This is a genomic window from Cryobacterium sp. Y57 (assembly GCF_002929505.1).
In the GTDB taxonomy this organism is placed as follows: domain Bacteria; phylum Actinomycetota; class Actinomycetes; order Actinomycetales; family Microbacteriaceae; genus Cryobacterium.
Map to the genome: position 1 here is coordinate 224,046 of NZ_PJJL01000069.1, position 15,026 is coordinate 239,071.

Annotated in this window: 19 protein-coding genes; all 19 read right to left on the minus strand. The window is 59.7% G+C overall.

The window, feature by feature from the left end:
• Positions 1–34: 34 nt before the first annotated feature.
• Positions 35–709, minus strand: coding sequence for a M23 family metallopeptidase (locus CXY72_RS12535; RefSeq protein WP_104127998.1), 675 nt, complete (start codon positions 707–709; stop codon positions 35–37).
• Positions 709–1,494, minus strand: a complete 786-nt coding sequence (locus CXY72_RS12540; RefSeq protein ID WP_104127999.1) for a hypothetical protein — start codon at positions 1,492–1,494, stop codon at positions 709–711. Before CXY72_RS12540 ends, CXY72_RS12535 begins: the two co-directional genes overlap by 1 nt.
• Before the next feature lie 6 nt (positions 1,495–1,500).
• Positions 1,501–2,793 (minus strand): hypothetical protein, encoded by a 1,293-nt coding sequence (locus tag CXY72_RS12545; RefSeq protein ID WP_104128000.1) that lies wholly within the window; start codon positions 2,791–2,793, stop codon positions 1,501–1,503.
• Entirely contained in the window at positions 2,793–3,662 is an 870-nt protein-coding gene (locus tag CXY72_RS19300; protein ID WP_146071166.1) for a hypothetical protein, read from the minus strand. Before CXY72_RS19300 ends, CXY72_RS12545 begins: the two co-directional genes overlap by 1 nt.
• Complete coding sequence (locus CXY72_RS12555; RefSeq protein ID WP_104128002.1) at positions 3,659–6,106, minus strand: hypothetical protein; 2,448 nt, start codon at positions 6,104–6,106, stop codon at positions 3,659–3,661. The genes CXY72_RS19300 and CXY72_RS12555 overlap by 4 nt, the downstream gene beginning before the upstream one ends.
• Before the next feature lie 51 nt (positions 6,107–6,157).
• The gene (locus tag CXY72_RS19570) at positions 6,158–6,562 is read right to left on the minus strand and encodes a hypothetical protein (RefSeq protein ID WP_104128003.1); all 405 of its coding nucleotides are present in this window, start codon (positions 6,560–6,562) and stop codon (positions 6,158–6,160) included.
• Positions 6,511–6,771, minus strand: a complete 261-nt coding sequence (locus tag CXY72_RS12565; RefSeq protein WP_104128004.1) for a hypothetical protein — start codon at positions 6,769–6,771, stop codon at positions 6,511–6,513. The genes CXY72_RS19570 and CXY72_RS12565 overlap by 52 nt, the downstream gene beginning before the upstream one ends.
• Positions 6,772–6,856: 85 nt before the next feature.
• Entirely contained in the window at positions 6,857–7,663 is an 807-nt protein-coding gene (locus CXY72_RS12570) for an IPT/TIG domain-containing protein (protein WP_104128005.1), read from the minus strand.
• A gap of 26 nt (positions 7,664–7,689) precedes the next feature.
• Positions 7,690–8,100 carry a hypothetical protein gene (locus CXY72_RS12575; protein WP_104128006.1) on the minus strand — a complete coding sequence of 137 codons (411 nt, stop codon included), beginning with the start codon at positions 8,098–8,100 and terminating at the stop codon, positions 7,690–7,692.
• Complete coding sequence (locus CXY72_RS12580; protein WP_158252559.1) at positions 8,097–8,324, minus strand: hypothetical protein; 228 nt, start codon at positions 8,322–8,324, stop codon at positions 8,097–8,099. Before CXY72_RS12580 ends, CXY72_RS12575 begins: the two co-directional genes overlap by 4 nt.
• Positions 8,325–8,362: 38 nt before the next feature.
• Entirely contained in the window at positions 8,363–8,713 is a 351-nt protein-coding gene (locus tag CXY72_RS12585) for a hypothetical protein (RefSeq protein WP_104128008.1), read from the minus strand.
• The gene (locus tag CXY72_RS12590; RefSeq protein WP_104128009.1) at positions 8,710–9,126 is read right to left on the minus strand and encodes a Gp19/Gp15/Gp42 family protein; all 417 of its coding nucleotides are present in this window, start codon (positions 9,124–9,126) and stop codon (positions 8,710–8,712) included. The genes CXY72_RS12585 and CXY72_RS12590 overlap by 4 nt, the downstream gene beginning before the upstream one ends.
• A 60-nt stretch (positions 9,127–9,186) precedes the next feature.
• On the minus strand, positions 9,187–9,336 hold the full coding sequence (locus CXY72_RS19575; protein ID WP_158252560.1) for a hypothetical protein: 150 nt from the start codon (positions 9,334–9,336) through the stop codon (positions 9,187–9,189).
• A complete protein-coding gene (locus CXY72_RS12595) occupies positions 9,336–10,286 on the minus strand; it encodes a major capsid protein (RefSeq protein WP_104128010.1) in 951 nt (316 codons plus the stop codon). Before CXY72_RS12595 ends, CXY72_RS19575 begins: the two co-directional genes overlap by 1 nt.
• A 3-nt stretch (positions 10,287–10,289) precedes the next feature.
• Entirely contained in the window at positions 10,290–10,847 is a 558-nt protein-coding gene (locus tag CXY72_RS12600) for a hypothetical protein (RefSeq protein WP_104128011.1), read from the minus strand.
• A gap of 107 nt (positions 10,848–10,954) precedes the next feature.
• Positions 10,955–11,590 (minus strand): hypothetical protein, encoded by a 636-nt coding sequence (locus tag CXY72_RS12605; RefSeq protein ID WP_158252561.1) that lies wholly within the window; start codon positions 11,588–11,590, stop codon positions 10,955–10,957.
• A complete protein-coding gene (locus CXY72_RS12610) occupies positions 11,568–13,025 on the minus strand; it encodes a phage portal protein (RefSeq protein WP_104128013.1) in 1,458 nt (485 codons plus the stop codon). Before CXY72_RS12610 ends, CXY72_RS12605 begins: the two co-directional genes overlap by 23 nt.
• Positions 13,022–14,542 carry a terminase large subunit gene (locus CXY72_RS12615; protein ID WP_158252562.1) on the minus strand — a complete coding sequence of 507 codons (1,521 nt, stop codon included), beginning with the start codon at positions 14,540–14,542 and terminating at the stop codon, positions 13,022–13,024. Before CXY72_RS12615 ends, CXY72_RS12610 begins: the two co-directional genes overlap by 4 nt.
• Entirely contained in the window at positions 14,490–14,891 is a 402-nt protein-coding gene (locus CXY72_RS19835; protein WP_199184036.1) for a hypothetical protein, read from the minus strand. Before CXY72_RS19835 ends, CXY72_RS12615 begins: the two co-directional genes overlap by 53 nt.
• Positions 14,892–15,026: the final 135 nt, after the last annotated feature.

Consider the following 15,026-nt stretch of genomic DNA (forward strand, 5'->3'; position numbering starts at 1 on the left):
CACGGGCAGGTGTTCGCCGGATTATGCCGGCAACTCATGCGCGAATGGCGGCGAGGTTGTCGTTTACCGTCGAGACAAACGAGTCGAAGCGGGCATCGTCTACCGCCGTTGCGGGGCCGTAGACGGCGATTGCAACGTCAAGCTCGGCCTGCGTAGGAAGCGGGCGCACGGTCAACTCGCCCACCTTGTAGTGCATGATCCCGGTGACCTTGCCTGAGCCGTCCGAGGCGTGCGTGGTGTGGAGAATGACCTTCATGGTTGATGATCCGATCTGCCGTGTGACCGGCTGTGCGAGGGCGATGCGGGTTGCGGATGCGAGCGCAGAGCCGAGGTGTTCAAGCGGGTCGAGCTGTGTGCCGTCAGCGTCCCAGAGCTCTTGGTGGCTGTGGATGTACTTGGTGCCGGTGTTGCCCATCTCGGCGATAAGTTCGCGCTGTTCGACTCGCTGCCCGACCGTCACGAATTGCTTCTCGTGGTGAGCGAGTAGGGTGCGCCATCCGTCGTCATGCCGAATGACGATGCGCAACCCGTAGCTGCCCTGCCTGCCGACCGACACGACAACACCAGCAGCAGGCGCGCGAATCTTAAGGTCGGCGGCGGTCTGATTGCCGTGGCCCTGGTCGATGCCGTTGTGCAGGAATCCGCGGCCGATGTCCTGCCGGAAGTGGGTAGTTATGCGGCCACGTGCGGCGAGGATTATGCGGGGCATTAGGCGTCCCGGTACACGAGCGTCATGCGGACCTGCGTGTTACTGCCACTCTGCCCGAACACTGCCACGTCGCCTGATGGGCTGAATGCCACAGCGCACGGTCCAGGTGCGCCGCCGATGCCCGACCATGCTCCGGTGGCTGAGTCGATGTGCGGTCGAAATCCGATCGGCATAGTGAACATCACGTCTCCGCCCAAGAACGCCGAGGACTTGGTAGCGATGATCCACGCCGTGACTAATCCGTTTTGTCGTGTAACGTCCTGGCTAGCAATGCTCCAACTGGATGCAATCTCCGTGATTACAGCAGTTGTGACAGCGAGTCGCGCGTCAATTCCCATCTCCCGCAGGTCGTAAAGTGCGACGTTCGTATTCGTAACGTTGACCCACGCCCACCACAATGGCTGATCATCGATCACGCCGGGGGTGGAGTTGATCGCTGGGTAAGTGGTCGGCGGCTTACTCGGAGTTGTGGACGAGGTGGCTCCACCGGTAACCGCAACCAGTTCACACACGTTCGTCGCCCACGTGCGGCGCAGCACGATCAGGTGCCACTGTCCTGCTGCTGGCGCCGAGAATGCCACCACTTCCGCAGCGGTAGAGGTAGCCACAACCCCCGGCACATATGCGTCACCGGCAGAAATTGAAACAGAGCGGATGCCTGTTACCTGAGTCGCCGCAAAATCGGCCGTGCTACTCACCGCAGACCGCACCCCGGCGAGGTTCATCAGCTTGGCGAACTGCGCCTCGTTCATGGTGCCGTCGAAACCAGATCCTGTGATTGCCATGTCGTCCTACCTGCTCGTTGAAAGTCGTCGTTGTGCAGCGGCAAGCTGCGAAATAGCCCGTGCGAAAAGCACGTCGGGGTCGTCGGTGCGATCGCCGACCTGCGGGGTTGCCGTTGCGCCCGTGGTTTTGTTCCATGTGAGATTCACGGCCAGAATCTGATCAGTGAATCGGACGCCGTTTGCCATGACTGATATATGATCGCCACGCCGAAACCCGCCCGGTGCGTACTGGAATTGTGGCGTTTCGGAGAGGCTCAGTGATAGGCCAGCGGTCGGTGCACCATCCGAAAGACCCTTCGCGCCCGCCGCGTTCAGGTAGATCCTGAAAGCGTTTTTATCGGCCGTGGAGACTTCATCACGCAGCAGGTAATACTTCGCGATCCGATATTGATCAGCGAGCGTGTCCGGCCAATTCAGGGTCGAGCCCGTAGCATCCCGGAATACTTCGATGATGTCGCCGTACTCATCCTCAATCCCGGTCGCATCGCGCACCTCCCAGAACGCCCGTGCAACATTCTCGCCAGGGCCGCCTATGATCATGCGGGTTGCGGTCGGGTACTGCTGCGACCAGTCGCCATCGAGTACCACGCCAGAATCCACAGTCAGGTCCAGAGGCCATGTTGTCGGCTCCCACACCTCGGCGGTAATGGTCGGGGATACACCATCATGCTGAAGACTGAGGCCCAAGCCGGTTTCAAGCAAAAGTCCCGCCAGCGCCTCATCCAGCGGCGCCATTCGCACTGGCAAAATATCATCGGAGGCGTAAGGAAAGGGAATGCGGAACTGGTTGGGCGCGACAGTCACGGGCCTTCCAAGCCGCTCGATCATGTTTACAGATATGAGGTCCTTAATGGCTCCTTCTGCCGAGTCGCCACCCGTGAGGTAGTAGTGGGCTTTGCTGAGCGTTACGGTGGCACCTGAATTGAAATAGATATTCGACTGTGCTGTGTCGCTCATAGAGACTGGTGAAAGATTCTTATCCGGCGCCACCCAGCCGAGGGTGTTCGGCAGGAGCCGGTAGTCGTCCTCCACTTGGAAGATGACCGTGCCGAACTCTGCCACCTTCCCCGTGGGATGCCGCAGCGGGCCGGACATCTCGTGCCCGCCCTTGTACGTGATCCGGCAGCGCGCACCCTTCGCCAACATGAACGGCAGCATCTCGTCAGACGCTGAAACTTCGATCTCACCCGTCCCCACTGCATTGAATTGCGGCGTGAGATCCAGCCGAATCGGATCGGCAAGATTCCCCAGCCACTTGAACGCCTTGTCGAAAATCTGCACCACGAATGGTGATTCCATCAGAAAGCCCTTCTGTATTGCGGGAAGAAAGCGACCTGCACGGAACCGGCACCATTCAGCACAATGTCAACCGGGACCGAACCGCCCCGAGGAATCTGCGCAAACTGGATCGATGAGAAATTGAAGAATGGAACGATCGTTCCCACGCCGGCCACCCACTTCCGGGCAACCTGCACAGTCGGATTCGTATCAATCACCAAGCTCTCACCCGCCGCTAACGACAACGTGGCTGAGATAACCGACCCGCCCACATTGATGGAAAAGCTCACAGCCGGACCATAAACAGTCAGTGTCGGCCATGCCGGAGTGTCGCCAGGATTCGAAATAGTTGCGCCATCCACCGTCGACGCTGAGCCGATCGTGAAGACGAAATTAGAACCGGGCGGCGCGTAGAAGGTTCCCGTGTCGGCGGCTGTCTGGAAAACCTTCGAGGATAAAGGGCCACGCCAAAACGGCTTGTCAGCGATGAGGGAGATGCCGGCGACCTCGATGCCGCGCTGAGACGGATCAAAGGTGTACGGCTTGCCAGCATCAGGCGCGTATCGACACTCCAAAGATCGAGACACACCATCATGTGTCACCGTCCAGAGTCCATACTCACCTGGAATCAAAGACCGCCAAAACCGTTCCTGATTCGCCTTCCAGTCCGTCATCCCAGCATGAATTGCCACTGGCCAGAAAGCATCACGCGGACCAGTGGATATGCCGCCGAGCCGCTGGCCATCAAGCGCGGGACTAGACCGAACATATTCAATCGTCGCTGCGTCCCCCATTCCCTCAATGCCGCCATCCGTAACGAATAGCCCCGAAGATGGAGTGGACAAATCGACCACTTCGCCATCAGGGCTTGTCCATGTGTGAGTGATCACGCGATACCGACCTTTCGCACATTGATGGACGCAAGAGCACGCCGCTTTTTCTTCGTGATTTCGGCCTCGACATCGGCAGCAGTAAGCCCCATCGGTCCCGTGAAGACGTAGGAGTCACCACCTGGCGATCCGTAACCTCCAGACGCCGAAGCCGACCCGTAAACGGACGCATCAACCCGCGGCGTGAATGCGCCCACGTTGACCGACGAGAGCATGGAGCCAACGTCAGGAATAGAGTCCTCAAGGCCCGCACTGAATTGGTCGCCGATCGCCTCACCAGCAGTGAGGACATCGCGCCAGCCCGAACCAGAGAACGGGCCGCGCTTAGCCGGCGAGTGCGGAAAAAAGCCACCCACGAAATCCATAACGCCGCCGACCGCATCGCCTACGTTGTCGAGCATGCCAGTGATGCCGTCAATGAATCCCTGAATGAGATCAGCGCCCGCGTTCACGAGAAATGAACCCATGTTTCCGAGCACGCCTAGAACTTTGCCAGGGAGCTGGCGGATGAATCCGACGACATTTTCGACGCCGGTTGAAACAGCACCAGTCACCCCGGACCACATCCGAGCAAAGAACGACACCAGGCTAGATCCGAACGCCGCGAACCGGACAAGGATCGAGGAAATGAAGTTAACGATTAGCCCGATCGCCCCCGAGATGAATCCGGAAAAGAATCCGGTTACAGACGACCACATATCCGATACCGTCGACAGAATCGAGACGCCGAGGCCGATATAAAATCCGATGATTTTAGACACGAATCCCACGACGAGGTCGATCGCCCCACCGATGAAGTCAGAGAAGAACTGTGTCACGGATTGCCACATGGCCTGGACTGCAGCCACAACGTTCACGCCGAAGTCCACGAACATTCCCACGGTATTCGTGAAGAAGTCCACGAACATACCGATGGTGTTGGTGAAGAAATCGGAGAACATTCCTATGCTATTTACGAAAATGTCGACCATGACCTTCCACGCGTCCTGGAAGAACGTGGTCTGAGTCGCGACCCAGATAATCGCGGCAACCAGAGCAATGATCGCCAAGACGATGATCCCGATCGGGTTTAGCGCCATGACCCCGTTGAGGACCGCCTGCACGCCAGCCCAGAGGACCGTAGCGCCACGAACGATTGCCATGGTGGCCGTGTAGAGCTGGAACGCTATGACGGCCGCACCGATTGCCACAGCGAACGCGAGCACCACTTGCACGTTGTCGGCAAGCCACCCCGCGAACGCAATGAGGGGCGGGAGTACGTTGGTAAGAATGCCGGCGAGGATGGCAACCAGTGCGCCGCTGAGTGCAGTAATCGACGGCATGATGTCCACCAGTGCCGAGCCGAGCGCACCAGCCAGAGCAGCCGCAAGACCGGCAAAAGCCAAGACGAGTCCGGGTAGCTGAGGCCCGATCGCTGCGAAAATCAGCGACAGAGGAGAGAACGCCTCCCACAGGGTGACGAGTTGCGGCAAAAGCGTAGCCAGGATCGGCGCGAGCAGGGCAAAAGCGGGCGCTATGCTGGTCTGGAAAAAGTTGATCAGCGGTTGGAAGAATCCCATGAACCCGGCAACTGCGGCCGGAGTTTCGCCACCCGTCAACATGCCGGCGAGCCCTTGAAATGCGGGCACTACGGAACGGTTCAGGAAGCCAACGACCGTAGTTGCGATCGGCAGAAAGATTGCGCCGAACGTGGTGGATAGGTTCTCCATGCCAGCAGACAGAATGCGCTGCTGGTTAGCAAGACCGCCCGAGGTCTTAGCGAAGTCGCCCTGCTGAATGCCCGTCTGAGCCATGATCTCGGCTTGAGACGCGAGTACCTTCTGCTGCGCGGTCAGTGCGCCCGTGCCCGAGTAGATCCCGAGCTCAGTTGCACGCGCCTTCAGGGCCGCATCATCAAGCAGCACGCCGTACTGTCGGAGCGGTTCGGACTCGCCACGGAGACCAGCACCGAGCGCTTCGATCGCGGCCTCAGGGGTCGTGTTGTTGAACGATGCGAGGTCAGCCGCGAGCGTAATGAAGTCTGTCGAGAACCCTGCAAGATCATCCCCGCCGAGCCCGGCAGCCTTACCGAACACGCCGAAGACACGTGCTGCGTCTAGGGTCTGATTCGTGGACTGCCCAAGAGATGCCGCCGAGCCTGCTGCAAACTTCTGAATCGTCGCATCAGCCGAACCGAAGACGGCCGTGATTGCCGTGCCAGCCTCGGCAAGGTCGGATGCGTTCGTGATCGAGTCACTGATGATCTTGCCAATGCCGAGGCCGGCGAAGGCAGCAGCGAGGGGTCCGGCTAGTTTGCCGACGGACCCGAGCACGCCCGAATTGATACCCTTGCCAGCCGCGCGACCAGCATCAGGCCCGGCATCGCTGAACTCCTTGGCCAGTTTGGATTTGAGGCCTCGAGTCGACGGGACGATATCAACGAAAGCTTCATACAGTGACGCCATGGGTGTCCTCCCGTGAGATTGAGTCGAAATCTCGCGGGAGAACGAGCCATGCTATTCAGTGCTTTGCGGGCGAAGAATGGCGCGAACGTCCTCGATGGAACGCCGAACCATCTTCTTCCCGCCGATCTTGTTTTTCGTGTCAGGCCACGGGCGAGGCATCGGCTTAGGTCGATGCTTAGACGCCGCGGCATGAGCGAGGTCGAACGACTGTGCGAGGATGATCCATTCGCGCGAGACTGGGTGCTCCCAGCCCGCTACAGCCGCATGGAGCCACGACGAGGGGTCCTTGAGTAGCGACTTGCACAGATGCCACGCTTCGATGTAGACGATGCCGTATCCGATTTCCAGATAGGACAGTCCGAACCGCTCGCGGAAATCTCGCGCGAGCGGTTCGGTGTGATCCTCTACGAGGCCGAGGAGGCCGAGGATTCCCCCGGCTTCATTCCCTGCATCCAATCATTGAAAATGTCGGCTACCTCTTTGGCCTCCATGTCGTCCAATGCGTCGAGCGCTTCAGCATCTGCGACAAGTTCGATCACGTTGAATGCGTAATCGACGTCATCGCGTGCATTGCGCGCCTTGCGAAGTACGCCGGATTTGACGACTTTTGGGAGGGTGTAGTCCTTGCCATCATTGCCGGTGAAGTGGAAGAGTTCGAGCGCCATGGGAGATCCTTAAGTTGGGAGTTGTGGGAGATGTTGAAACGCTGGCCGGGATATCTCCCGATCACCCGGCCAGCGGTCTTTGGGCCTAGGCGCGCGTGTACGCCTTAGCAGTGGATGCTCCAGCAGAAGTGGTTACGATGATCGGCGCAGAACCCGCAGTGCCACTGGGCAGGGTGATGTATATCTTCGTTGCCGAGATCACGTCGAATCCGGTTGCAGAGACGCCGCCGATGGTGATGCCGGTTACACCGCTGAATCCGGTACCAACAAGGGTCACAACTTCGCCCGTGGTCTGGCTGGCAGGCAGCGCAGACGTGATCGTGGGAACGACGGTAGCGGCAAGCGAGCTGTACCACTTCTTGACAGATCCGGGCTTGCCTGAACCGGCGATGTCAGTGACGACGGCGCACGTGATGGTGACTTCGTAGCCGATGGCGACGCCGTTTGCGTAAACCTGATCTCCGACTTCGGTAACCTGAGCTTCGGGAGCGTAGGCTCGCACGATGTCGTTGCCGTCGATCACGTCGAGGTTCAGCTCGAAAAGTGGGCGCTCCTTCATCGGGTTCACGACGATCGAACCATCCGCGGCCACGTCAGCGCCGTAGTAGAGCGCCACCGTGTCTTTGTTAGTCTGAATCAGCACTAGCTGGTAGGTGGTTTCGCCCTCGGTGATGACGGTGCGCACGGCCTTGCCGTTCTGCCACGCGCGGATCTTCTCGCTGCTCTGCGCAGTGGCTTCGGTCACGCCGTCCTCGCTCACATAGCCGAGGTCGACCCACGGAGCGGCAAGAGTCGAAGCGGACGACGTGGGCGGGGTGCTAGTGCTGTAGGGTGCGGTGGAAACGATGCCGTCTACGGCAACGCGAACTTCACTGGTGGATTGTCCAGCCATGATTTATCTCCTTAGGTGAGGCGGTTTTAGTAGTCGACACCGCGGGCAGATACCCGAAATGTGAAGAAGAAGTGCACGAGATCCTCGTTACCGACCACGTAGGCCGGATCGTCAGGGATCGAATAGGGACCGCTGAATGAATCAGTGGCGGTGATTGGTTGACCGTCAGCGCACGACCGCAGAACGGCCATGCAGAGCAGTGCGAGAAGTTCGGCATCTTGGCGCCGAGCCCATACGTTGATGCCGTAGCGCCGGCGAGTTTGAACGCCATCGTCAGGGCCGGAATCGTCCCGAACCGTGACCATGCGCGCCGTCTTCGTCGCGGGAAGCTCAGGGCCGACCGTGACGCCCGACGCATAGGCCAGGGGAGACGCTGTGAGGGCCGTACGCAAGACGGCGCACAGCTTGCCGGTGGTTGGGGGGAACAGGGTCTTCATGTGCTAGCCGCCCCCAGAGCGCGTGCGAGAGTACCGCGCTTAGCCTCGACAGCCATACCGATAATCGGAGCCGCACCGACCTGCACCCGCGCCCGGTCCTTCGTCATAAACGTCTGCATTTCTAGCGACTCGACATAGACCGGATTTGGGTCCGACTTGGCAGCGGCGAGAACCTGTTCGCCGATGCCCTCGAGCACCGCGACAATCTCGGGCGACTTCATCATTTCGGTTAGGGTGCTGATCTGCCGAAACCTGGTCGCCATCAGCTCGCCCTCTTAACACTCACGACCGCGCCTGCCTTCTTGCCAGAGAACGGGCTGAGATAACCGGATGCCGTAGTGTCGCCGACAACCTGCCAACCGGGAATGCCGCGGATCTCGATCCGGTCAGTCGGCAGCAGGATCGTTCCATACGGCAGATACAGAGTGAAGCCGGTGACAACCCATAGACCGAGCGTCTGCGGGTCTTCGGTTGAACCGGCCGGAGCGACGGGAACGCGCACGATCGGGAACGTCGTGTCAGCGCCGACAATCGGGTAGCCGCCCGAGTCGTAACCGCCCGTAGGAACGCCCTTGCGAGTGACCGTGATTGTCTCGGCTGCTCGGTAACTCACGACGTTACCGGGGCAACATAGAACGGCGAGGTGGTCGGAATAAGGTTGACACCAAAAGCCCGCCGATCCGAAGCGTTTGCGGTCAGTTTCGCAAGCTCGTTAGCCAGCATGACCAGCTCGCCCGGATCGTCGCCTCCGAACGTGCGCGACTCCGAAAACGGGCCAGTCGCAGTGTTCGCCGTGCGGATGCCCTGAGGGTTGTTGAACTTGCGGATGACCATCGCCGTCACGACGTCAATTGCGTTTTCTAGCAGGTCAACCTCGGCGGCGGTGATGCGCGCTTGGATGCCAGGTACCTTGAACCGGATCTCGCGCTCAGCCTTGTCGATCCACGTGGCGATCAGGGCCGTATCGGTCGGGTCGTCGTCACCGATCCACGCATTGATAACATTCTGTGCAGTGGTCCAAGCCATGCGGCACCTCCGGTTAAATGCAGAAGGGCGGAACCGAAGTTCCGCCCCTCTGCGACTTGACTACTTCTCGGTTACCGTCTGCTCGCCGTTGTCGATGTTGCGATCCACCGTGACGACAGTGCCGTCAGGGCGGGTCGCCGTGAACGACTCACGGCGACCCTTGAGAACGACCGCAGCGACAGGCTCAACGGATGGAGTTCTTACCGCCATTAGGCAAGAACACCAGTCAAGCGAGCTCCGGCTTTTCCACCGAATACGGCAAGACCGGTATAAAATTCGATGCGGGTACGGAAGGCGGGCTTGGTTTCGAGCTCGCCCAGGTCGTAGACCTGCACGCCGCCGTTAGTCAGGCCGGTAACAGCCTGATCGCCTTCGGACTGACCGAACTTCACCGCGTAGATGGAAGACGCGACAGTGCTCGTGCCCTGCGTTTCCGACTGCGGAAGAACGAGTGCGCCCGCAGCAGTCGCGCCGGCGTCGAGGATCGGAATACCGTTCCAGACCACCTGACGCTTGCCGTTGATGTCCTGTTCGACAAACACGTCAGCGTTGATGTGACGTGCGGCCGACTTGATCTTGCCGATGATGCTGGCATTGGCGTACAGTGCGCCGTTTCCGCCATCGAGCCCGGACACGCTGGCAACGAGCTCGTCCAGCTTGTCGAAGAAGGCATGGATCGAGGTCGTGTCGGTCAGGATCGAAGCGCCGTTGGTGCCGGCAGAGATGACCTGAGCACCAGTGAGGCGTTTCTTCAGCCCGTCGAACGAGAGGGCATCGACGGCGGTGTCACCGTTGAAGAAGGTGTTCTGGAACTGGTAAGACAGCGCCTTGACCTTCATGGCAGTCTGCACGGCGCGCTGGTCGTTCACGTCGCCGCGAGTCTGAACGATGAACTTGTCAACGTCAGCGTCGCCACCGGTGATGACCAGCGACTCGGACTTCTGGTTGACGGTACCGGTGGACTCGGTGTAGCTGCCATTGACAGCACGGAACGCGACACCGGGAAGGGTTGCTTCCTCGTTGTACGAGTACGCATTGCCCTGAATGGTCATGAACGGGATGCGGTCCAGAACCGAGCTGGCCTGAACGAACGTCTCGAGAACGCCGCGCTGAAGGTAGGACTGAGAAAGCTTTGCAGCTTCTGCGAGAGTGGTAGCCATGGGCTATTCCTTTTCTTGTGCGTAGCCAGCACGGAGAGACCCCATGCCGGGAGAAATGTTGTCTTGCTTGCCGAGCGCCGGAATGCCGCCTTCGTCAGGAACGAAATACGTCTTCTTGTCCGGCTTGGGCTCGACAACGGGCGTGATGCCCTTGAATGCGATGAGCGCGTCAGCAGATGCCTCGAGCTCTTCCTGAGTGCTGCCAGATAGCAGTGCGGCAGGTACGCCCTTGGTGGCTGCAACCTCGGCTCGGGTCGCGCGACTTTCAAGATCGTTTGCGCGCTTCTCAGCGGCAGCGATCCGGTCGGTGACCTTCTGCTCGTCGGTCTTCTTCTCTTCTTCGATCTCAGCGAGACGCTGCGCAGCAGTGGAGTTCTCCTTGCTGCGAGACTCCCACTTGCGCGCCTCGGCTTTCCAGTCCGTCGTGTCCTGTGCAGGATCGGCAGGCTTAGGCGCTTCGGGGGCAGCGGGCGCCGCTCCCTCTTCTCCCTCGATGAATCGAATGCCCATCATGGCGAGACGTGATGGCGCGATAGGTCCGAAGACTCGATTGGTTGACATTGCTGCTCCTTCTTCCCGTGCGGGAATGCCGAATAGCGGCCATGCGGCCTTCGACTTTGTGCTTGGATTGCGCCCGTGCGGGCTATTGATCCGCGAAAAGCGGAAATCTATGTTTCAGCCGGAATGTCACGGCCGACTCCGACACCCTCGGCATACAGGCGCTCGAACTCGCGAACGTCGTGCCCCTCGGGATAGTCGGCCTTGCTTCGGATTGGCGTGGGGACACAATCGCAGTCGCCGTGGTAGCTGTTGCCCTCGCCGGCTTCTTTCGCGTTTGCGTAGATGGCCCCGCGAGAGGCGAGCATCACACACCACTTGCACGTTGTCGGGCCGGTTGGAACTCGTGCGTAAGCCGTCCGAACTGGATCGCGGAAAGCTGCCGATGAGATGGTGTCGCGGCCTGACTGCAAGACGAGCCGCTGCGCCACTCCCGAAAGGTTCAGGAGAGCTTGCACCGGGTCGGGGTCAGCCGTGAACAGTGGGCCGAGTCCCCAGCGCGCCGCTGCCGTTGCCTGCGCTGAGTCAGGAGCCGCTGCGAGCGTTGCCGTGAACCGTGCAGCCGATGCCGGCACGTCGCGCAACTCGTCGTAGAAGTCAGCAGCTAGCAGCGCCGCGGCGTCGCCATAAGCTGCGATCAACTCAGGGAAGAAATCAAGCAACGCATCACGAACCAGGATCGGGCTGCCCTGAACATTCAAGGCAGCCCAGAACGTGGTCAGGTCACGCCGCGCTAGCTCCACCAATGACTGGTTGTTCAGCCGGAACGATGACACTTGCGCCGCTGTCGCCATTGGTGGACCCCTGTCGGATTGATTGAGCCGCAGCCACCAGCGAAGTCAGACGATCGCCTGACTGTGCGCGCCGGCGATCAGCCTGCAAGCGAACGATCTGCCCGCGATCGAGGCCTGCATATTCCATGCCGACCTCGGACGCGCCAAACCCTTCGATGCTGGTTGCGAGCTTCGAGAACGCATCCGCGCGAGCAGTCGGGGACACCAAGTGCGCCTTCGTGAACTGTGCCTGCAAACTGCGCATCTCCACCGGAACGGACGTGAGCCCATCTCGGAGCATGACGCCCATTTGCATGGCACGTTCGGCGCCCTGGCCCCAGATCCCGTTCGCCGTGTTCGTCGCCATAGTCAGCGAGATCTTGCCGGCGAAGATGGCATCCGCGCTGGTCGGATTCGAGTTGTCGGCGAACTTGACCTCGAGGTCCTGGTCATCCGAGAACAGGTTCGCCCACATCCGCAACTGATCAGTGTGAGGCTGCGGAGATGCGCCAGTAAATCGGTGCAGATCCGGTTTGTCTTCGCCATCCTCAACATCGAGCGCCTTGATCCGGCCCATGAGCGCCGTCCAGCGATCGTCACCGACGAAATCTTCGACCTTGGCGCCGAACAGATAGTATTCCGGCGCAGAGTAGAACTCGGCCGATACCTCAGAACGAACGATCGTGCGAATGGCCGAGTCCACATAGCCCATAGACGCGCGAGTAATGCGCGAGTGACCCAGAGGCCGCGACAGTTCGTAATTGTTCGGCAGCGGGGCAACAGAGACGATTCCAAGCGGGTTGCGCTGAACGTCGGCCTTCCAGCCACGACGCCAAGCGCCACCCTGCCGTGTAAGAGTGACCACCTTCTCAGGCGTGTACATCACCATTCGGCTAATGTCGCCAGTATTCGTGAAGTCAACGATCGACAGGAAACCTCGAAGCGCACGACGGCGCGGGTCCCAGATCGCCGCAGAAGTCTCAGCAGATCGAGCCAGCAGCATCACCTCAGGCTCGCCCGACTGCACATCGCCCGAGCTCACCGTCAAAAACGAGCAGCCATGAACGGCAGACGACACCTTCGCCGCAGGAAACTCCATCAGGAAGTTGTTATCCCAAGCGATCGAGTCGACTCCGAAAGCATCCTCTTCACCGTTCGCCGAAACGAACCCGGTGAACTGCGAAAGGTCAGTCATGGCATGGACACCCTTAGCCGTCCAGCCGAGCGCCGCGTCAATCGACCGCATCTGAGGCGGCAGCGAGATGCCGAAGTCCTTCAGAGCCGCTTTGCCGTCGAAATACACGCTGCGAGTCAAGTTCCGCGGGCGCTTCTTCTGCCAGACACGAATCAACGATTCCAGCAACTCCGAATCGGAATGATCGAGCACCAAATCAATGCCTAAAGTCACAAGATCCTCCCTCTCCGCTCACCGACCGGCCGCGATTGGCCCGTCTTTTTTTCAAGCCCCGCCACAGCGACCGTCAAGGCCACTAGCGAGGTAATGTCTACGTCCGAGGAAACCCGCGACCAGTACCAAGCCGCGTTATCTCGGGTGAATTTCTGCTGCACACCTTCGATCGCTGCATTGAGAATGGGATCGTCAAGATGCCGAAGCTTGCCCTGCGTGATCCAGTCATAGATGACGCCGCACGCCTTCACGTAATCGGCAAACTTGATCAGCTTCACGCGGGCGCCGTCACGCTTCCATGACGGCACCAGCGAGTCAACATGACCTCCTGCAATGGCGACTGTCGCTATAGGGTTCCACCGCTTCTGAAGCTCGGCCAGACGGGTTCCAATCCACGACGTTCCGACGCGGTTCTCGATGATCTCCGCATGAACTAGCTCGTCGGCTCGGAATGACAGGAGGGCGATCGACGCCGACTCGCGATTGGCCGCGATCTCGACAGCGAAGACCTTCTGATCACCGGGCTGAGAGCCTGTCCCTGCGATTGGATCGTCAGAGTCATCTAGGTCGGGTGGGTCCATCAGGGCAGCCCAGACGCCGGCCCCGAATACAGACTCGCCGCCAAGCTTTGCCCAGATGCCCAGGCGCTCGCGCTTGAACTCTTCGATCGCGTCGGCCTCGATGAATACTTCGTACTCGTCGCGCACGTACTGCTCGCTAATGCGAATACCAAGTCCTGGATTCGCCTGATACCAGGACTCGACATCATCGATCGGCGCATCGTCATCAGCCGACCACTCGAAATAGGCGAGTCGATCAGAAGACTTCTTGATGCCCTCTTGACGCATGGCCTCTAGCAGGTCAGACTCAGGCATTCCGGCAGATGACGTGAACCAAATCTGCGGGTTGCCCTCCATCGACTTAGCCGCCATCGTGGGCAACATCGCCGCCATCTCCGCAGTCTTCAGCGCGTATGCCTCGTCCATCACGATCAGATCGCCAGTGAATCCACGACCCGAACCCTTGGACCTTGCAGCATAGGAAATCTTTGCGCCGCCCTTGAGCGTGATGGATGGATCGTTGCCGACCTTCATGCCGGAAAACTCTTTGTCTAGGTCACCCTCAAAGCCCAGAACCTGCTCCATGAGATCCGGCGACTGCTTCATACGATTCATCAGAGACTGCATCGACTCACGCGCGGTTTTTGTCTCGTGAGCTGTATGAATGATGCGCTTTTCGCCGAATAGGAACAGCCCAGCGAGTTCACGCGCCTCAAGCAGCGCATTTTTTCCGTTTTGTCTCGGGACAACTAGGCCACAACGAAATGCAGACCACTTGCCATTACGCTTCTCGCCCAACGATCCACGCAGCACGTACTCTTGCCACGGATCAAGGAACAAGCCGGCAACCGCAGCCAGGTCAATCGCATCATCAGCGGCAGTTGTCGCATAAAAGGGAAACGACTCAATGCGAGGAAGCTGCGATCCTTTCCTCACGGCGCTTTCGGAGTTGGTCAAAGACGCTCTCCTCGGGCTCGTTCGATTTGGACAGCACGACAATGCGGCGAACAAGCTCTTCGCGGCGCTTGGACAGGGCAGCGACCGCGTTAGCAGGCGCCTCGGACATCGCAGCCTTCACTGCGCGCAAGTTCTCCCGCGCCTCGTCCAGCTCATCGAGAACATCGGGGGCAGGCTCGGCGGCAAGTGCCAAGGCGACAAGGGAAGCCGACTCAGCGCGGCCGGTATCTACCCGCGTGTTCTTTTGCTCACGAGCAGCCTCGGCGCACAGATCACATATGGGCTCCTTCTTGCGAAGGTGGCGCTGATACGCCGCAAAAGTGCCACAAGGACGTAATTCGCGCGCCATGTGATCACCTCTGTTAGATCGGAAACCTCACTGATAGACCAAGAATTGATCGTGTTTACAAATCGCGTCAATGCCGCCCGTGGCGCAGTCGGCCCGGGGGAGGGGCATATAGGCCGTCTGTGCACCCCTGTGAGC